This is a genomic window from Roseivirga sp. 4D4 (assembly GCF_001747095.1).
GTDB lineage: Bacteria > Bacteroidota > Bacteroidia > Cytophagales > Cyclobacteriaceae > Roseivirga.
Map to the genome: position 1 here is coordinate 935,937 of NZ_MDGP01000001.1, position 20,691 is coordinate 956,627.

The following is a 20,691-nucleotide window of genomic DNA, read 5'->3' on the forward strand; positions in this document are numbered from 1 at the left end:
CAAGAAGCCCACATTTAAGTTCTAAAAAAAGTCAAGTTTAATTAACTAACGTGACTTTGTAATTTCTTTGAGCATTTTGGAAATCGCGCTGCTCAGCTGTCTTGGTGTCTTTTCGTCACTTTGGTTCACGATAATTGAAAATCCTAAATTGTATTTCGGAAAAAGAAAAATCCAGTTTTGGGTGCCTGTTGTGCCTCCATGGTGGTTATAGGAAGTGCCGTTTTTGTCTTTCCACCCATTCCACAAGTAAGCCATCCAGCGTGTTTTCTTTTCGTAGATTATCCGCTGGGATTCTTTGAGAGCTTCTTCCTGGCTGTTCAGGTTAAATTCAACCCATTTCATTAAATCTGGTAAAGTAGAATTTACTCCATTGCCACCACCCCATAATGGGATGATCTGAGAAGGAGAGGGTGTTTTGTTTTTAGACCAGTAGCCCTGAGCAAGCCTACCTTTCTGTTCTGCCGTAAGTCTAATCCCAGAGTCATTCATGTTTAGAGGACTGAAAATCTGATCTTTTAGAATTGCATCAAAGGGCTTGTCATAGACTGAGGTGAGGATATAGGCTAGTAATTCTGCCCCTGCATTGGAGTATTTGTAGTTTGTGCCGGGAGCTGTTTGGGGCTTAAACGCCTTTAATAGTTCTAAAAACCTCTCTTTGCTCATCTCTTGTTCTAGAGCCTGAAAGGCTATTGGTACTTCTGCATCCGGTTTCTCAAAGGCTTCAGCCATTCCAGGGGCCATAAAGTGAGGAAGCCCTGCGGTGTGCGCCAATAGGTGCTTAACTTTTATGGGTTTGCCTTCAAATGATAGGTTTGAGAAGTCTCCGTCTATAAGGTCATCAATGTTGTCCTCTAGGTTGATTTTGCCTTCGATTACGGCCTTAGCAACCAAGTATCCTGTAAAGGTTTTTGACACAGATGCTATTTCATAAATGGTTTCATTGGTGGGTTTTGATGATCCATCCAGTGTCCCAAAATGATCCGTATAGGTTTGTCCATCTTTATAGATTCCGATAGATAGTGCACGAAATTCTTTGTTCTTCCGTAGTGATCTGCCTTGCTTTTCAATAAGGCGCTCAATTTCTTGTGCATGAGCAGAAAAGGTCAATGAAAGGCATAGGAGAGTAGTGAGGGTTCTCATGGTTTTTATGGTGTCAATTATGAGAACCCTACTACTCAAAAACTGGGCCATTTATCCCTAAAAGTGAACTACTCGTTCCTAAGACATTGGGCAGGATTAACCATTGAGGCTTTAACGGTTTGAAAACCAACGGTCAACCAAGCGATAAGCAAGGCGGAAACTCCCGCAAGTAGGAAGAACCACCAAGAGAGTTCAATACGATAGGCGAAACCATTGAGCCAAGACTTAGTCACGAAATAACTTATGGGTAAAGAAAGTACGACTGCGGCTAAGACAATTTTGGTGAACTCTCCGGATATCAATTGAACTATTGCGAATCGACTAGATCCTAGGGCCTTGCGCACACCAATTTCTTTGATTCTCCTTTCGGTTGAAAACGAAGCAAGCCCAAGTAGACCTAAGCAGGAGATAAGAATGGCTATGAAAGAAAAGTACTTTGACAGAGTCGCTACACGCTGTTCAGCCACATATTGTGCCTCGTAATCCTGATCTAAAAACTTATAGTCAAAGTTGAAATCTGGATTGAATTGGGCATAAAGCTCTCCGAGCTGGGAAATGGTTTCACGTTCAAGACCTTGCTGTAAGCGTACCATTATGAGCCAGGTGTCATCCGGTTGAAGGACAAAGTAGGCTGGACCGACCTCTTCATGAAATGTTCTGAAATGAAAGTCTTTAACGACCCCGACAATTTGCGTGTCTTGGCCTCCAATATTTACTGTCGAACCAATAGGTTGGTCAAGGTTCATAAGACTAATGGCCTTTTCGTTAAAAATGACTTTGTTATAGTCGGTTTTAAAATCACGAGAAAACGATCGGCCAGAGGCAATCTCGAATTCCAAGAGTTCTATCATATCATAGTTCACACGTAGATATTCCATACCGTATGAGGCTTCAGGATCTTTCCCTTCCCAATCAACATCATACCTCCATCCAGTATATCCTCCTTCAACAAAGCTGTGGGCTGTACTTGAGGCCATGGCAATACCCGGTATTTTTTTGACCTCAGTGATGAAGGCTTCCATGTTCAATTCAATCTGACCCTCTGCTTCGAGGTATAGAATATTGTCTTTATTGAAGCCGATGTCCTTTTCTTGTGTGTATTGTATTTGGTTGTTGACCACCAACACCGATACAATCAGGATGATGGAAATCGAGAATTGAAAAACGACCAAACCTTTTCTAAGCCAAAGCTCCCGCAGCGAATTAGAAGCCTGTGATTTGAGCACTTTGATGGGCTTAATGGCAGATAAATAGACGGCAGGGTAACTACCAGCAAGCAGCCCAGTTAGGAAAAGAATAGATAAGAGTATCAGTGCAAATTGTGTTGAAAACGAAATGGAGAGCTGCTTTCCCGTAATATGGTTGAACTCCGGTAAAACCAGCCAGGCTACCAACAGGGCGAGGGCCAAAGACAGGACCGTCATCAAAAGAGACTCACTCAAAAATTGGCCAGCTAATGACTGTCGGCTAGCACCGATGGTCTTTTTGATACCGATCTCCTTCATTCTTCGTGACACTTTGGCGGTGGCTAGATTCATGAAGTTGATACAGGCAATTCCTAATATGAAAAGAGCGATAAGGGTGAACAATCGAACGTTTGAAATGCGACCACCCACCGAGCTGCCATTTTCATACTTTCCATGCAGGTATAGATCGGCATATAGAGTGGCAATTGGAGTAATATTTTCCTCTCCATTATGATCTCTGACAAAGTCTTTAATTTTGTTATTGAATTCGTCAAGCTTAATCCCTTCGGCCAATACAACAAAAGTAGAAGGTCCATTATTCTTCCAGTTCAGTACCCAGGAATTCAACTCTTCGAACTCCTCATAAGTCATCAGGAAGTCGAACTGCTGGGTGGAAGATGGTGGTGGTTTCTTGAAAACCCCTGAGACTTGATAATCTCGAAACTGTTGGAAACGAATTGTCTTTCCTACCACATCAGTTGTGTTTCCAAACAGCTTTATCGCCAGGTCATCTGAAATAAGTATGTTTCTCTTTTGTTCGAGCACTTTGTCTCGATCACCTTGAAGGAGCTCAAAAGAGAAGACTTTGAAATAATCCTTTCCGACATACTGACCAACTGCTTTTAAGTTGGTCTCTTCGTGTGAAAGCGTATAAGTATTCGTCCAGGTTTTGGTGACTGCCAATTCTACTTCTGGCAATTCATCTGCCATAGCCGCTGCTAACCGACCAGGAGTAGCTCTATCTGTCAAAACCCCACTGGAGGTAGTACTATTGGATAGAATCTGGTACAGCCGATCGCTTTTTTCATGAAACTGATTGACCTGAAGTTCATCATTTACCCATAGATAGATAAGTAGTGTACAGGCCAAACCTGAGGCAAGACCTAGCAGGTTAATAAGAAAGGCACTTTTATATCTTAAATAGCCTCTGATTGTAAGTTTTAAGTTGTGTTGTAGCATACCGATGTTGTTGAGTTTTTGAGTGCCACTTAACCTCTTTAGAAGGTTTGGACGAATTAGTTTAATGACTTCTCGATGATATATTCTTCGAGCTTTTTTGATTGAATACTTCTCTACATTCTCTTGAAAGACCTCTTCCATATCACCCTCTATTTCCTCGAGATAATCTTCCTTTAGAAAGAACCGAAGGAGACGCCTTGGCCAATGCGGTGGTATTATGTTTTCTTTCTTTTTACTCACTTCTGAGATAGTTGATTGGGTTAGCAGTAGCCGCTTTGATGATGTGAAAAAGAACTGTTAACCATGAAAGGATCAAAATCAGACCCAAGGTTAACAATACTGGTGTCGAACTAATGTTAATTCTATAAGCAAAGCCATTTAACCATAGGTTTTCTAGCAAACCCAATGTAATGGGAATTGAAATCAAGAATGATAGTAGCACCATCCAAGTGATAGGCTTACCGAGAAGTACAATGATGTTTGACAAGCTGGCTCCAGAGACCTTTCTTATACCAACTTCTTTCATCTTGAGACTGGTGGTATAGGCTGATAGAGCGAAGAGTCCCAAACAGGCGATTAGCATGCCTAAACTTGAAAACATTTTGAACATACTTAATAATTTGGCCTCCTTTTTATAGAAGCCATCCACCACATCATCAGCAAATTTGTAAGTGAATGGGTCAGTTGGTCTCATCTCATCCCATTTGGCGTTTACTTTGGATATAAAACCTCTTATGTTTATGCCTGGAGCAAGTCGGGCTATGATTTTGCTGCTTCTTCCAAAGATACTTTCGTTGCTATGAATAACGAGTGGGGAGATTTCATTATACAGAACATCAAAATTGAAATCTTCAACCACACCAATGATTTTATGTTTAATGGGGATGCCTTCAGATGTCAATTTAATTATGCTTTTACCTATGGGTTTCTGTATGTTCAATGCTTTAACAGCTGATTCATTCAGCACTACCGATAGTGAATCCGAGGAATCATCTCTAAATAGAACACCCTCATTCAGTTGTACAGTCATTGTTTCAAGAAAACCATCTCCAACTTTCATGGATGTCATGTTGACTGGATCATTGGCGTTCGTTTGTTTGTAATTGTCTTCCCAAAAAATCCCAAAGCCAGGCATTGACAGTGTTCCCGAGGCAGATTGAACCTCAGGAATTCCCTCTAGGGCTCCAATAAAAGACTCGGCAAATTGCGGATCCATATGGAAGTCTCCGGCAATAATGAGTAATTGCTCTTTATCATAACCAAGGTCTTTGTTCGTTAGGAAATTCAATTGATCTTTCACAACAAGCATAGATAGTACTAGGATTACTCCGATTGAAAATTGAAAAACCACAAGCCCATTCCTTAATAAGTGGCTATTAGTGCCAGAGGTGAATTGTTTTTTTAGCGCCTTTAAGGGTGTCAATCTTGAAGCAAATACTGCTGGCCAAAGCCCTGTGATTAGGGTAATAGAGACAATAAAGGCAATAAGCCAACATGCTGTATACAGGTTGAATTGTAGCCCTAAACTTTTACCTGTGAGGCCGTTGAATGCAGGCTGAGTCAGTGTGACTAAAACGAGAGACGATAACACACTCAGTATAACAATAATGGAGGTTTCGGTAAGAATTTGAGATATGAGCTGTGATCTACGAGAGCCAAGTACCTTTTTCGTCCCAATTTCTTTTGCTTTAGCATTTGCTCTGACAGTGCTTAGGCTTATGAAATTAGCACATGCCAATAAGCAAATGAGGCAAGCCACAAACAGCAAAATATTATTGGTGAGCTTACTGCCACCTGCTTTCATACCCCCTAGATTTTTTGGGTATAGGTAGAGATCTTTAAGTGGTACAAGGAAGAGGTTTAGCCCTTGTCCGGCACTCTGAGATATACCATTTGACCTTTCAAAGTCAGATCTGACGTACTTGGATGTTGCATTGCTCATTTTGGTGTTTACTTCGGTAGCATTAATGCCCTTTTGTAATTTTACATAGTAGCCTACATCCGGACGTGTAAAATTCACTTCATTAAACCTCCTAATCGTGTTGATGGACATCAAAACCTGAAAATTCAGGTGTGTGTTTTCTGGTAAATCTTCGCAAACTCCTGTTACCTTGAACTCATCTCTAGCCATATTTAGGGTTTTCCCAACCGGGTTCTCCTTACCAAAATATTTTTGAGCCATGGTTCGAGTGAGCACTATGGAGTTGGGTGCTTTCAGCGCAGTTTTCGAATTGCCAACAATCATTTTCAACCCAAAAAGAGAAAGAAAATCTCCGTCTGCAGCTAATACATCCTCAAGATATGATTGCCGCTCAGTGTCAGCTGACACAGAAACGAGCATATCCCTGAATGGCCCTGAGTATATGGTTGATTCAATAATCTCTGGTACCTCAGGTTTTAATGCGCTTGCCAAAGAGTGAGGTACATATTTAGAAATTGTATTGTCTTCAGGGGAGGATTGGTTAAGCGCTACACGATGTATTTGTTCTTGATCAGGTATAAATTGGTCGTAAGAAGACTCGTGCTTCACGAACATAATCAAATGAAGGAAGCATGCTATGGCTACTGTAAGTCCAACCATGTTAATCACTGAGTACAGCCACCCCTTTTTTAATGACCTAACAGATACTCGAATATTGTGCTTAAACATGTCGTAGATATTTATCTTATGATTATTGCCTAGTCTTTTTAAAAGGTTTGGACGAATTAGTTTAATGACTTCTCGATGATATATTCTTCGAGCTTTTTTGATTGAATACTTCTCTACATTCTCTTGAAAGACCTCTTCCATATCACCCTCTATTTCCTCGAGATAATCTTCCTTTAGAAAGAACCGAAGGAGCTTTTTAGACCATTGTGGAATGTTGGGGTTATTCATTGCGTAGACATTCAACAGGGTTGATCAAAGAAGTTTTTAGCGTTTGAAAGCCGACCGTTGCAAAGGACAGTAGGAGAGTTGCTATGGCTACGACCAGATAAAGCAAGAGGTCTGGCTTATAGTGCATGGAAAATCCATTAAGCCAATCTGTAACCAATAGATAGCTAACGGGTAAAGCGATAAAAAGCGAGATAGCAACTAGGACAATGAAGTCTGTAGAGAGGAGCTTCACAAGAGACAATGTACTAGAGCCGAGTACTTTTCTGATTCCAACTTCCTTGGTTCTTCTTTCAGTGTTGTATAGTGCTAGACCGAATAGGCCTAAACAAGCAATGAGTATAGCCACAATAGTGAAATAGCCCGAGAGTGTAACAATCTTTCCTTCAGCCTGATAGACCTGGTCATATTCATCATTTACAAACTTAGGGTTGAATGGATACTCAGAATTGAATTGATTATAGGCATCTTCGATGGCTTCAAGTGTTTCGGGCTGGTTTTCCTTGGCAATTTTGACCATAAAGTGATTTCCATTCGGTATGAAACGGATAATAGCGGGTTGTAAGGGCTCATAAAGCGATTGGATTTTAAAATTCCTCACAATACCAATGACTTCCTTTTCTGTATCGCCATCCATGATGGTTTTGCCCACAATATCTTCAGTACCAATAAGTTTGGCAGCTGCTTCATTGATCATCAGCTTTTCCGTTTCATTTTTGAAATCTGGAGAGAATGCTCTGCCTTCTAGCAGTTCAATATTCAATGTCTCGAAGAAAGAATAACCAACTTGAGGTCTTCTAAAGGTTACTTCCTCGTTTTCAATCGGGTCTCCCCAGCTGAAACCTCCTCCGCTACCTCTTAATTGGGCAATGCTTCCACCATACAGGCTGGTTGACGCAACAACATTAGGAATCTTGTTGAGCTCATTGAGGAAGGGTTGGCGTAAATCTGCTTCCCTCAATGTAAAATGAATCAAGTCGTCCCTGTTATAGCCTAGGTCCACTGTTCGGATATAAGCTATCTGGTTGTTTAAGACTAAGAACCCACTGACAAAAAGGGTTGAGACAGAAAACTGAAGTATAACCAAGCCCTTTCTCACCCACAAATCACTGGCTCCACGTTTGAGTCTTCCGCGGATCAAATCTCGAGACTGAAACTTAGAGAGGTAAAGAGCAGGATAGAGGCCTGCAATTATCGTTACGGTCACCAATATCCCAAGGCATAAAGAAAGCATTGACGGTTCAGCAAACAATGACAGTTCTTTGCTGATGACTTGATTTACTGGGGATAGCACTAAGTTCACAAGGCCAATGGAGACGAGTAATGCAATGAGTGTTATTAAGAACGATTCGGTTAGCAATTGGAAAACCAAGGCATCACGTCTTACTCCAAAGACCTTTTTTACTCCGATTTCCTTTATTCTTTTAGAGGCCTGGGCGGTGGAGAGATTCATGAAATTGATACATGCCAACAGCAGGATGAAGATACCTACAGCCGTCATAAGTGTGACATAGGCTATTCTTCCTCCAGATACTTTGCCATTTGTGAATTCACCCTTTAGATAAAGCTCCTCGAAAGGGTAGGCAACCAAGCGTTCTTCTTCCCTGTAAGGCTTATCGATAATGGCTTTTTCGAATTTTTCACTGAAAGCGCTTAGATCAGTACCTTCTCTCAGTGTGATGTAGTTTATGGCACCATTAGCGGTCCATTCTCGCAGCCATTCTTCATGTTTTAAGGCCATCTTGTAGTTCGCAACGAATTGGAACTTCAGGGTAGAGTTTTTTGGTGTGTTTTGAAATACTCCGGTCACTAAGTATAAATCATTGTACAGATCGCGATTTGCTTTCAAGACTTTGCCATTGGCATTTTCAATAGAACCGAAGAGTGCAATGGCTAACTGTTCAGAGATAACGATGGCATTTTCTGGAGTTAAAACCTCTTCTTTGCTACCCGATAAAAGATTAAAAGTAAAGGCCTTAAAGAAGTCTTGATTGGCAAAAATACCACTCGCACTGGCCTCTTTGTTGTCAGTTTCAGACTTGAAAATCGCCCTTCGACTCATTTCCGCATCGCTTATAGTAACGGCATGCTCGATCTCAGGAAACTTCTCCTTTAAAGGATCAGCAAGGATAAAAGGCGACCCAAAATCCGTTTCAATGCCTTCAGGTGTAGCTTCGTTTGAAAGCACTTGATAGAGTCGATCTCCATTTGTGTGGAATCGATCTACGCTATACTCATCATTGACCCATAAATGGATAAGTAAGGCCGCTGCAATTCCGGTGGAGAGCCCTGTGATATTGATTATAAATGACGTTTTATAACGGTTAAAACCTCTAAATGATAGTTTGATGCTATGGGCCAAGAGGCCAAAAGCTGTATGTTTTTGATTGTTCATGACGCTTTTAATAAGATTGAGTTTGAAGAGTCGAAGCACTTCGGTTAGGTATTTGATATTCGCACGTTTGGCACTCTGCACACTCCTTAAGTCATAATAGATTTCTTCCAAGTCGCCTTCTATCTCTTCGAGGTATTCATTTTTGATGAAGAACCTAAGAATTCTGACAAGCCAATGCGGTGGCTTGATGTCTTGTGGTGCCGAATTTCTACTCATTCCTTAAACACTGAGCGGGATTGACCATAGAGGCTTTGATCGTCTGAAAACCAACAGTAAACCAAGCGATGATAATTGCAGATACTCCTGCAATCGCAAAAACCCACCACTGTAGATCAACAGTGTATGCGAAGTTTTCCAACCACTTTTGGGCAACGAAATAGGCTATTGGAACAGAGATCAATATGGATAATGCTACTGTCTTTGTGAAAGTACCAGTCAGTAATCTCACAATTGTAGCATGGCTAGCCCCCAATATTTTTCGAATACCTATTTCCTTTGTTCTTCTTTCAGCGGTAAAAGCTGCCAGTCCAAATAGGCCGAGACATGAAATGATGATCGCAATGCCAGCCATGTAGTTGGAAAGTCTAGCCACTTTGGTTTCAGCACTGTATAGTGCCTCATAATTGTCATCCAAGAAGGTTACATCAAAATTATACTTAGGATGAAATGTTTTGTAGACTTCCTCGACAGCTTTCAATGTGACTAGCTCAGTGCCTTCTTGAACCTTGAGCATATAGTTAGTACCCAAATTCCTAAATCGAATCACCATTGGCTCTATTTCTTGATGCATTGAGCCATACTGAAAGTCTTTGACCACGCCAATAATCTCACGTGGTCTGTCTCCGTCTTTTAGTATGAAGCCAACTGGGTCTTCAAGACCCATAAGCTCTACGGCTGATTCGTTGAGTATTACTTTATTGTGGTCATCGTTCAACTCTTTTGAGAATGACCTACCATTGACGATTTCAAGTCCCATCATTTCAATGATGTTGTAGCCAAATTTGGGTGACTTGAATAGATGGTTTTGGTCCTCTTCAGTGGAAGGATCCCAAGAATAACCGCTACTTGAGTCAAATCCCCAGAGAAAATCTCCTGCCATATTTCCAGCAGACAATACACCAGGAATTTTGCTCAACTCTGAAAGCATCGGTTGAGGGGTTCTATCAAATTGACCTTTCCGTTCAAAAGTTATGATGTTATCTCTTTGATAGCCAAGGTCTTCATTAAGTGTAAATGAGATTTGCTGGTTAATGATAATAACAGCTGTAATGAAAACGATAGACAAGGTGAACTGTAGAACCACAAGCCCTTTTCGTATCCAAGTTTCGCCTTTGAAGTTTGTGAATCGTCCTTTGAGTACCTCAATTGGACGAAATTTAGAAAGGTAGAAAGCAGGGTAACTCCCAGCAAAAAGTCCAGTGACCAGTACTAAAAGCAACAATTGAGGCAGATAATCGGCTAAATTAAGTACAATGCTTTTGGATGTTAATGTATTAAACTGTGGGAGTAGAAAATTGACAAGTAATATTGCAACAGTAAGTGATAAGAAGGAGAGAAGCAGTGATTCGGAGATAAACTGAAAGACTAGGGAGCGTCTGTTGGCTCCTATAGTCTTCTTAACCCCAACTTCTTTCATCTTTTTAGATGCTTGTGCCGTGCTAAGGTTCATGAAGTTGATGCAGGCAATCATAAGAATGAATACCGCTATAAAAGTGAAGAGTCTGACGCTCTCAATTCTTCCTCCACCTTGAATACCATTATCGTATTTGCCATAGAGGTAGTTTTCAGCGTATGGTCGAAGGAAAAGAGTGAAGTTGTCATTTTCGATCTTTTGATCCATATAGTCAGCCACTTTTTTATTGAAATCTCCAATGTTGGTACCCTCTTTCAGAACAAGAAAAGTTTGGGCATATCCACCGTTCCAGGCGTTTGACCACTCGTCATAATCGATAAGCCATTGGTAGTTTACCAGTATATCAAATTGGTGTGTGGCGTTTGCCGGTGGAGCCTTGAAAACAGTCTGGACAACAAATTCATTTTTAAAGAATCCATTTTCCCATTCAATGGTCTTGCCCACAGCTGATTCGACCGTGCCAAAGACTCTTTTTGCCAAGTCTTCTGAAATGGCCACCGAAGATTTATTTTCCAAAGAATGCGGGTCACCCACAAGAACAGGGTAGGTGAGGACATCGAAGATATTGGGATCAGAGAATAGACCGTTTACTTCGAAATTCTCTTCATCAAATGAAATGATTCCTCGAGGTCTATGCATGGCGTTTGAAATACGCAAGGATTCTTCAACCTCAGGGAATTCTTCTAACATAGCGCTAGCAAGCTGTCCAGAAGTATAATCCCAAGTGAATTTGTTATTAGTCAGCTGAAAATGTGTGAAAGCCCAATAAAGGCGGTCGTTCTTTTCGTGAAATGTGTCAACCGAACGCTCATCGTTTACCCATAGAAAGATGAGTAAGGCCGCAGCCAGTCCTGTAGAAAGGCCGATTAGATTGATTAGAAACGTGGTTTTGTGTCTTTTAAAACCTCTTAGCGTAATAAGTAAATTGTGTTGTAGCATACCGATATAATTGAGTTGATGATTTCCACCTAAGGCTCTGACCAAATTGGGCCTTAGGAGTTTTATGACCTCCCGGTTATATAATCTCCGGGCTTTTTTAATTGAATGTATTTCAAGGTTGTCCTCGAAAACCTCTTCCATGTCACCCTCGATTTCTTCGAGATAGTCCCTCTTAATAAAGAACTTAAGTAACCGCAGTGACCAGCGAGGTGGGTGAATATCGTTTTGTAATTGATTCAAGGTTAGCTTCTGGCAATTGAGGGCATAGACGCCCAAAGTTGTGAGCGAACGTCTTTCATTTCCTGCAATACCCTATGTGCATGAGGTGTCGCTTGGTAAATGCGCTTTCTTTTTCCACCTCGCTTTTGGCTTGCCTCTCCAAATTCGGAGGTGAGAAAGCCTTTTTCTTCCATGCGCTTAAGTGCCGATTGAATTGAACCCACACTGAGTGTCTCCTTGAGTCGATCTTCAAGCTCCCGCTTGATTTCTACTCCATAGGCGTCCGCTTGCAGAACCACTACCGTCATTAGTACGAGTTCTTCAAATTCACCGAGTTTCGTCTTTTTCATTTCTTATATTATTCGTAATTGCAGTAAATATATAGAAATATATTATTCGTAATTGCAGTTTTAATAAAAAATCTGATTAAGTGACTCCTTCATAAAGCAAAGGATGCATGAGTGTGAAAAAAATATTAGACACTCGAGAATGGGGGAGTTGTGACTTATTAAGCAGTGATATGAAATAAAAAAGGAGTTGCAGACGATAAAGCAACTCCTTTTCAATGAAAGAGGAACAGTCTTACACGTTTGAGTGTAGACCGATTCTGTTGCCTTCGGTATCTATTACATGAGCAAAGAAGCCAAATTCTCCAATATCGGTTTTCGGTACCATGATTTTACCGCCTGCGGCTTCCACCTGTGCCAATTGGTTGGCAACATCTTCACAAGTAAAATAAACCACGGTACCTTCTGAACTCGGTGTGCTTTCATCGGCCTGTACCAGCGAACCTGAAGAACCAGGAGCACCTGGTGCACCAAACATATACATCTTACTGTCGGGCATTTCGATGAACTGAAAGTCTAGCTTAAAAAGTGTAGCATAAAAATCTTTGGCCCGTTCGAGATCTTTTGTGGCAATCTCAAACCATTGTACTGGATTGTCCATATTTTTTGAGTTGATTGACTCAATTTCACATATTTTGATCAGAGATGCACACTCAAGCGGCACAAATTGTCAAAAGCTAAGCGGATGGGGTAGTTGGGACTACAGGCTATCGATAGCCTACTTTTTTTTCTTTTTCCTTCTGTTGTCTTTAGATGACTCAGCTTCACGCATCAATTGTTTCCAATTATCAGAAGTGTCTTCTGTGGTGTCCAGGATAAGCTGGTACTCACCTTTTGAAATTTCTATCCTTTGAATGCGCTTACCTAGTGCCTCTTCAATTTCGGTTAGCTGATCCTTTTCCTCCGTACTGCAAAAGGACACTGCCTGTCCTTTTTCACGGCCGCGACCAGTTCTACCCACGCGGTGAACATAGTTTTCAGATGATTCGGGAAGGTCATAATTGATCACATACTCGACATTCGGCACATCAATGCCCCTAGCACTTACATCTGTAGCGATAAGCACTTTGAGTTCGCCTTTTCGAAAGCGCCTCATAGTTTGTTCTCTTTCGCTTTGAAGTTTATCACTGTGGATAGTGTCAGCAACTAGCTTCACTCTTTCCAGTGCTTTCTTCACTCGTTCAGCGCGAACCTTTGTTCTCACGAAGACCAGCATCTTCTTTTCCGGATCATTATTGATCATGTTTTCCAGAAAGAAGCGCTTGTGGTCCATTTCAACGAAAGCCACGGCATGTTCAATGTTTTTTGCCACCGGGTTTTTTGGTGAGATTTGAATCCGAATCGCATTTGTAACAAGAGAGTAAGCAAGCTTCTTGATTTCAGGATTGATCGTTGCCGAAAAGAAAAGGGTTTGCCTTCTCTTCGGCAAGTGACGCATTAAATCCCTGATGTCTTTGATAAAGCCAAGGTCCAGCATGTGGTCAGCTTCATCTAGTACCAGAATTTCGATGCGCGACAATTTTAAAGCACCTTGACTGACAAGATCAAACATGCGACCTGGAGTAGCTACGAGCACATCGACTCCCTTTTGGAGTTGTTTAATTTGGGGCGCCTGATCTACACCTCCATGGATACAAAGTGTATTGACCCGTGTATGTTTTCCTAAAGTTTTGAATACATCTTCAATTTGTAAGGCAAGCTCATGAGTAGGGGCCATCACCAGACACTTTACTCCATCGGGCCTGAGTTTGGCTGACTTTCTTTCTTGAAGGACATGAAGAATTGGGATGGCAAAGGCGGCAGTCTTTCCTGTACCAGTCTGAGCAATGGCCAGAACATCTTCACCTTTGAGTACTGCGGGTATGGATTTGTACTGAATATCTGTAGGCTTCTTGTAACCTAGTTTGCTAATGCTGGTTTTAATGCCATCGGCTATACGATATTCTTCGAACTTCATGGGCCGCAAAGATACCGGATATTACTGCCATTTGATCAAATTCTGCCATTGTTTTGGCCACCTGACTTATTCAAGGCCCAAATTGTCATGATTTAAGAACCAATTTCTTGATTATCTTTCTTTGTGACTTCCTTTAAAAAGCTTCTGATATGGGAAAGACCTATGAGTCAAAAACGACTCTTGTTATGGGTTTTTCATTCGTTTACTTTGATTGCCGGAATTCAATTCCTGCAGTATTATATCTTTTATAATAGCAGTTATCCATTTCCATACACTGCTAACCTAGTCAACTCTTTTGGGACTTTTTATACCTACCTGCTCCTTTTGCCACTGGTCTTTTATAGTGCCAAATCTGCTTTCTCCAATCTAGAAAACCGTGTCCAAAGGATGCTGCTACTGGTTCTTTCAGGGCTCTTGGTGAGTATGCTTCATTTGTTTGTGATGCACTTTGTTAATTGGCTGCAAATCTATCAATGGACTGAAGATCCTTTCTGGAATTCATACCGTTTCTTAATATCAAAATGGCTTCATTTCGAGCTTATAGCGTATTTTCTATTTGTTTTAGCATGGAGATTTTTGGTCTTTGAGAAGAAGGGCTCAGAGGCGTCAAAGCCTGAATATTGGACTCAGATAAAAGTTAAGGAAGCAGGACTGGTAAGCTTTGTCCCGGTTGAGGAAATCAGATGGATCGAAGCTTATGACAACTACATAAAAGTCCGAACCAAAAAGGATAAGTTTCATCTGGTGCGAATGCCCCTGAGGGAAATCGAAGCCAAGTTAGATTCAGGTCATTTTAAACGAATTCATAGGTCAACGATAGTTGCGATCAGAGAAGTCGTAGCGATCCACCAAGACAATGGTCAATATAGAGTTTTGCTAGAGGATAATTCCACCCTTAAGCTTAGTCGCACTTTCAAAAAATCGATAGAGGATTCGATCCGCGTTTAGGTTCGCCCCGAAAAATTGCATTTCACCACATTTCACCAACTGGCATGGTCTGAAGGCGTAATCTTGAGCAAAAGATCAAATCATGAAAATTCTGAAACTACTATCCCTGGGTGTTGTATTGTCTCTGTTATTTGGAGCAGACAAGGCCATTGTAAAACTGAATGTAGAACCTAATCATTCCACTGTGGGTTTTGTGGTGCCTATAGCAGGAGGAATCACCAAGGTGAGAGGGAAATTCATGGATTTCCAGCTGTACATGGATTATGACGATGTTGACTTCACCAAATCCAAAGTCAGGTTTGTTATTCAGGCTAAGAGTATAGATACGGGTATTGAAGACAGGGATAACCATTTGCGGTCTGCCGACTTTTTTGAAGTTGAAAAGTATCCTGAAATAGTATTTGAAGGAACAAGTATAAAGCAGGTTGACGATGCATATGAACTTCAAGGTAATCTCACCATGCATGGCGTAACCAAAACGGTGAATATTCCATTTAAGGCTACGCAGCTGGGGAAAACGCAAGTTGCCATAGGGCTAAGCTGGAAGCTTAACCGAAAAGACTTTGGTGTTGGCGTGGGCTTTAAACATACCTCCATTAAAAACTTCATTGGTGATGAAATTGGTGTCGAGGTGGACTTTTGGACAAGAAAGGCCAAAGATCAGGGCAATTAATTTGAATTAGTGATAACCAGCGCATTCATTTGCATATGCGCCAGGTTTTAAGAGTGAGTTGGGTCCTCCAGCTGTTAATAGTAGCCAATTGGGTTTCAGCCCAATCAGGAAAATATCTTAATGTAGACACGACTAAATACATTGTTTGGAGTGAGGAAAGACCCATTTCATGGTCAGATTACAAACAATTAGATACTGAATACATGGATGCTACGGCCCTTACGGCTGTAATACACTCTGTAAGAGGAGGGATGAGCAAGGGTCAACCTAGTTTCGAAGTCTATGTGCTCTTTAAAAAAGAAGATTCCTGGGTAACGGATACTTCCGATAGCACACTTTTTGCACATGAGAAACTGCACTTTGATATTGCCGAGGTGTATGGAAGAATGTTGCGCAAGCAGATAGCTGCCATGGGGAAAAAAGGAGTGGATGATTTGTCGGAATATCGAAAGGCAATAAAATATTTGCTGTCCAAATTCAAGGAAAAATCTTTTGAATACGATGAAGAAACCAATCATGGAACACTTATAAGTGAACAACAGAGATGGCAAACCTTTGTTTCATCTGAGTTGCAACGTTTGCATGAATATATGTAAATAATAATAAATGTTAATTTATTAATATGTATACAATCTGTGTACAAACAATTATCTGATTTTTGGGTTTCCTTAAGTGATCATTTTACACTAATTTGAGTCTTTCAATAGATTATAAAGTGGAAGAACCTGTGGTAAAAGAGTACACTAATGGAGAGCTTACCGTCATATGGAAGCCCCAGCAATGTATTCATTCGGGTATTTGTCTGAGAGGTCTCCCAAAGGTCTTCAACCTGAAACAGCGGCCATGGATTAATATGACAGCCGCTTCTTCTGAGGACATCGTAGCACTGGTGAGGGATTGTCCCTCAAAAGCGCTTTCGATTAAAGGTGTGAGATTTAAGGAAGAGGATAGAAGCGACCAACAAGTTACCTTGATTCCAGGCGGTCCGATTATAGTCAAAGGGGGTGCTACGGTGCATGAAAGAAAGAGCACCGAAGTTTTTCATGAAACGGTATCGTTTTGTCGATGTAAGAGATCGAAGAATTTTCCGTACTGTGATGGCACGCACGCCCAACCAAAAGAAGATTAACTATGGCTGTTACCATTAAAGATATTGCAAATGCCCTTCGGATTTCTCCTTCAACGGTGTCTAGAGCCTTGAATGATCATCCGAATATCAGCGAGGAAACAAAGAAAGTAGTTTCGGAGAAAGCGAAAGAGATGAAATATCAAACGAATTTCATCGCTGCGGGTCTACGAACCAAGAAATCAAATTCAATCGGTATTCTTGTACCTCACATCACGAGCTCCTTTTTTGCCTCAGCCATTGATGGCATCCAGAAGGTGGTGAGTGACAATGGTTACTTCACCATCATTTGTCAATCAAATGAAGATTATCATAATGAGATAGATCAAATCCGTTCTTTACTTTCTTGTAAGGTTGAAGGGGTAATCTTGTCGCTTTCAAGTAAAACGAATGAGTATGACCATCTTGAAATGCTTGAAGCATATGATACGCCATTCGTTTTCTTCGATAGAATTGCGCCAGGTTTTGATATGCCAACCGTTGAGGCAAATGACTTTACGGGAGGTTTTCAAGCTGTAGAGCATTTGATCAAGAGGGGCAGGAAGAGAATTGCTCACTTAGGTGGACCAGGTCTTTTGGGAATCAGTAAGAGTCGTTATGAGGGTTATATGGAGGCCTTAAAGACATACGATTATGAGATCAATGAAGACTATGTGGTTTTCACTGATCCTGATAAGGACCATGGAGAGATAATTGAGAAGATGTTTGCTGACCCAAAGAAAGGGCCTGACGCTTTATTTACTTTCAGTGATGAGTTGGCTGTAGAGGCAATTCTTAAGCTAAAGAGCATGGGATTGAATGTGCCTAGGGATGTGTCAGTGGTGGGTTTTGGGAATAGTAATCTGTGTGAGATTGTAGAACCACATCTAACAAGTGTCACTCATGAGCCGATAGAAATGGGAGAGGCTGCAGCCGACCTATTGTTTAAGGTTATTCATAATAAGCATATTCCACCTCACTTGAAGAATAGAAAGTTTGATTCTAGGGTGATTATTAGAGACTCGTCTCGATAATTAGAAACGAAGGATAAAATCGCTCAGGTTATCCTTGCGCTCTAAGTTTAACTTTTTTCTGACCCTATAGCGCCCTATTTCGACACCCCTAACGGAAATGTTCAAAAGGTTTGCGATCTCTTTGGTATTCAAGTTCATTCTTATGTATGCACTAAACTTAAGTTCCTGAGGGGTCAATCCAGGGTAGGCTTCTTTCAACCGAGTTATAAATTGTCCATGCACTTGGTCGAAGTTGTCCTGAAACTGTCCCCATTCTTCTCCAGACGCTAAATCTCGGTCTATTGATTTGACGATTCTATTGAGTTGTGTTATGTGCTGTTTGTCATCAAGCTCCTTGTTCAGGTTTTTTAAGGTATTCTTGATTTGATTGAGTAGCTGATTCTTCTGAATCAAGTTCATGGCAGAAGAAGTAAGTGCCTGACTTTTTAAGCCAACCTCTGTTGTCAGCTTTTCATTCTTCAGTTTGATAATCTCTTCCTCGGACTTCAATGTGATCTGGTCAATTTGAGATTGTTTCTCATCAATTTCCTTGTTCTTCTTTTTTTCTAGGTACAGCGCCTTCTTTTTATGACGCGCATCTAAGGTTTTGAATCCTGTAAAAAGTAGCATGAGGCTCCCAAGCCCATAGAAAGCATAGGCGAATGTCGTTCGGTAAATAGGAGGGGCAATTTTAAATTCATAATGAATCGTCTCCGTTTCCTGATCAAATATATTTTTTGCTCTTACAGAGAAGGTATAATCTCCCTCTCTTAGGTTTGTGTATTCCTTAAAATTAGAAGGCGTCCAATTAGACCATTCGTCATCGTATTGATCCAGCTTAAATTGATAACTAATTTGGTTTCCACTCTCAAAATGGGGTGCAGCAAATCCAAACGAAAAGGAGTTTTGAGAAAACTTAAACCTGTGAATATCAGATTGCTCTACCAAATGGCCATTTACTAAGGTTGTATCAAACCTACCGGAGTTGGATACATTTCTAAACATAATATTGAATGCGTTGCGCTTGGGTACGTCCTTAGTTCGGGCGTAGTGGATAAACCCTTCTCTAGCACCAATGAGTACGTTTTCATTGTCGATTACGGTAATATTTCCCAAGTCGTCATTCAACAATTTTCGCACTTTATTAAAGGAGTTGGTAAACAGGTCATAATCAAAGTCACCCTTGGGTTCAAGTACTCCTAACTTGTTGCTTTCTATGAAATAGATGTTGCCAATTTCATCCGTTTCCATATCAACAATAGAGGATTGCATTCCCAAGAGTTGGTTGAAGTTTTCAATGGGTTCGAAATGATCTCGTTCTTTATTGTATTGAAAGAAACCACTTTCAGATGTGAAGATGAGTCGATTGTTGATTTTGTAAACATTGATCAATAGATCGGACGGGAAACCATTGTTACTGTTATAGAGCTTTACCTCCTCGATTTCGTTGAGATCTTCAGAAATTTTTAGACGATAGGCACCTTTATAACCTTGAGTTACCCACAAATACTCATCATCGAACTCCATTACTCGTGATGATTCGCTAAAGCCTGGTAATTTCAGGAATCTGGGATTTGAGTTTTCGCTAAGTCTGAATCTGTTTAGACCAAGATATGTTCCTTCGAAAATGACATCCGATAATTTGGGGTGCCTTTTGAAAACCCAAGCGCCTTTTTCCCCGAAGAGCTGTATAGACTTTCCGCTTTTAATTTCCATCGGCCCATTGTGATGTCCAATAAATAGCCGGTTTGATATACGCTGAATAGAATAGACTTGTCCGGCAGTGCCTTCTATGAAACGCATTTGACCATTATTGAAAAGATAGAGTCCATTATTGGTGCCCAGATAAATTCCCTCTGGCGTATTCAAAGCAGTATACCCAGAACCGCTGAGCCCCATACGTTCATTGACAAGGGTAAAGGGGGAGTTAAGATCCACTCTGGCAATACCATTATTCAGGGTTAACCAGAGGTTGCTTTGTAGATCCTCGTAGATGTAGTTGACAGTTCTATCTCTTAACCCAGTGGACTGATCAATCTGGAGAATGAGTTGACCTTCTTTATTGATAATGACCAGACCTCCATTCTGGGTGCCTAAGGCAATTTGTCCATTGCTGAGCCGAGTGGAGTAATTAACAATCAACCTTTTTAAATCTAAAGAAGGGTCAACAGGCATGGGCTTGATGATTCCGTTGTTGTACATGAATAAGCCATGATCAAAGGTGCTAATGAGCCAGTTCTCATTGTCATAGTTAAAGATGTTGGAAATGCGCTTGTCGCTGAAGAACTCTCCATTAGTAACCAGGTTGAGTTGATTGTTTTCTAACCTGGAAAGGCCTTTTCCCCATTCTTGAGTATATAATTGGTTATTATGAAAAAAAGAGATCTCCAACGGAAAGTCTGAGGTAACTACATCAAATTTGAAACCATCATATACAAAGATTTCTGAGAAGGTACAGAAGTAAACCAAGTTGTCTTGGCCATAGATTTTCCAAGTTTCATCGAAATCTCGGAAGCCACCAGGCAATGAGTCAGCTAAGGAAGTGTAGGTCAATGTTCCCATTTCATTTGTAGAGAAGTAACCAAAGTCTCCTTGAGAACCGGTATAGATGTTATCACTTTGGTCTATGAACAGACTCCTTATTTTCGTTCTGTTGGGTACGGAATAACTTTGCCAGTTATGACCATCAAACTCCAAAAGGCCCATGTTATTGGCTACATATAGAAGCCCATTCGACTGTTGAAGAATAGACCAATTTTGAATGCCAGCATTATATTCTTCGGGGCTGTAATTTTGAATCAGAGGCAGCCCCTGAATGCGACTGTCTTGAGACAGAACGGGTGTACAAAAGGCTGTAAGACTGGCCAAAAATATTGCTTTCCAAAACTTCATATAAAGCTGGCCTACGATTGAAGATGAATTGATGCTTGTGAAATTGAAGATTTTGCTTGTATGATTTTTGATTTTATAAAAATGGGGATTATTCGTCTCAAACCAAACAATTTGCTACCATTGATGAGT

At 40.8% G+C, this 20,691-nt stretch carries 14 protein-coding genes; 5 read left to right on the forward strand and 9 right to left on the reverse strand.

Going from position 1 to position 20,691, the window contains the following annotated elements; genetic code table 11:
- Window positions 1-45 precede the first annotated feature (45 nt).
- The 8 genes from BFP97_RS04090 to BFP97_RS04125 form a co-directional block, all read right to left on the reverse strand.
- Entirely contained in the window at window positions 46-1,140 is a 1,095-nt protein-coding gene (locus tag BFP97_RS04090; protein ID WP_170827399.1) for a serine hydrolase domain-containing protein, read from the reverse strand.
- 68 nt (window positions 1,141-1,208) lie between these two features.
- Window positions 1,209-3,806, reverse strand: coding sequence for an ABC transporter permease (locus BFP97_RS04095; protein WP_221406588.1), 2,598 nt, complete (start codon window positions 3,804-3,806; stop codon window positions 1,209-1,211).
- Entirely contained in the window at window positions 3,799-6,444 is a 2,646-nt protein-coding gene (locus BFP97_RS04100; RefSeq protein ID WP_069841194.1) for an ABC transporter permease, read from the reverse strand. The genes BFP97_RS04095 and BFP97_RS04100 overlap by 8 nt, the downstream gene beginning before the upstream one ends.
- Entirely contained in the window at window positions 6,437-9,052 is a 2,616-nt protein-coding gene (locus tag BFP97_RS04105) for an ABC transporter permease (protein ID WP_069841195.1), read from the reverse strand. The genes BFP97_RS04100 and BFP97_RS04105 overlap by 8 nt, the downstream gene beginning before the upstream one ends.
- Window positions 9,045-11,648, reverse strand: a complete 2,604-nt coding sequence (locus BFP97_RS04110) for an ABC transporter permease (RefSeq protein ID WP_083262417.1) — start codon at window positions 11,646-11,648, stop codon at window positions 9,045-9,047. Before BFP97_RS04110 ends, BFP97_RS04105 begins: the two co-directional genes overlap by 8 nt.
- Before the next feature lie 2 nt (window positions 11,649-11,650).
- A complete protein-coding gene (locus BFP97_RS04115) occupies window positions 11,651-11,977 on the reverse strand; it encodes a PadR family transcriptional regulator (protein ID WP_069841196.1) in 327 nt (108 codons plus the stop codon).
- 232 nt (window positions 11,978-12,209) lie between these two features.
- Window positions 12,210-12,575: a VOC family protein gene (locus BFP97_RS04120; protein WP_069841197.1), complete on the reverse strand. Its 366-nt coding sequence runs from the start codon at window positions 12,573-12,575 to the stop codon at window positions 12,210-12,212.
- Between the two features lie 117 nt (window positions 12,576-12,692).
- Window positions 12,693-13,931 (reverse strand): DEAD/DEAH box helicase, encoded by a 1,239-nt coding sequence (locus BFP97_RS04125; protein WP_069841198.1) that lies wholly within the window; start codon window positions 13,929-13,931, stop codon window positions 12,693-12,695.
- Between the two features lie 162 nt (window positions 13,932-14,093).
- Between BFP97_RS04125 and BFP97_RS04130 the strand changes: the two genes are divergently transcribed.
- The 5 genes from BFP97_RS04130 (at window position 14,094) to BFP97_RS04150 (ending at window position 17,691) form a co-directional block, all read left to right on the forward strand.
- On the forward strand, window positions 14,094-14,879 hold the full coding sequence (locus BFP97_RS04130; RefSeq protein ID WP_069841199.1) for a LytR/AlgR family response regulator transcription factor: 786 nt from the start codon (window positions 14,094-14,096) through the stop codon (window positions 14,877-14,879).
- Window positions 14,880-14,961: 82 nt separating this feature from the next.
- Complete coding sequence (locus tag BFP97_RS04135; protein ID WP_069841200.1) at window positions 14,962-15,552, forward strand: YceI family protein; 591 nt, start codon at window positions 14,962-14,964, stop codon at window positions 15,550-15,552.
- A gap of 35 nt (window positions 15,553-15,587) precedes the next feature.
- The gene (locus tag BFP97_RS04140; protein ID WP_069841201.1) at window positions 15,588-16,148 is read left to right on the forward strand and encodes a hypothetical protein; all 561 of its coding nucleotides are present in this window, start codon (window positions 15,588-15,590) and stop codon (window positions 16,146-16,148) included.
- Between the two features lie 95 nt (window positions 16,149-16,243).
- Window positions 16,244-16,681 (forward strand): (4Fe-4S)-binding protein, encoded by a 438-nt coding sequence (locus BFP97_RS04145; protein WP_083262418.1) that lies wholly within the window; start codon window positions 16,244-16,246, stop codon window positions 16,679-16,681.
- Between the two features lie 2 nt (window positions 16,682-16,683).
- Window positions 16,684-17,691 (forward strand): LacI family DNA-binding transcriptional regulator, encoded by a 1,008-nt coding sequence (locus tag BFP97_RS04150; RefSeq protein WP_069841202.1) that lies wholly within the window; start codon window positions 16,684-16,686, stop codon window positions 17,689-17,691.
- Here the strand turns inward: BFP97_RS04150 and BFP97_RS04155 are convergent, their stop codons facing one another.
- Window positions 17,692-20,562, reverse strand: coding sequence for a triple tyrosine motif-containing protein (locus BFP97_RS04155; RefSeq protein WP_069841203.1), 2,871 nt, complete (start codon window positions 20,560-20,562; stop codon window positions 17,692-17,694).
- Window positions 20,563-20,691: the final 129 nt, after the last annotated feature.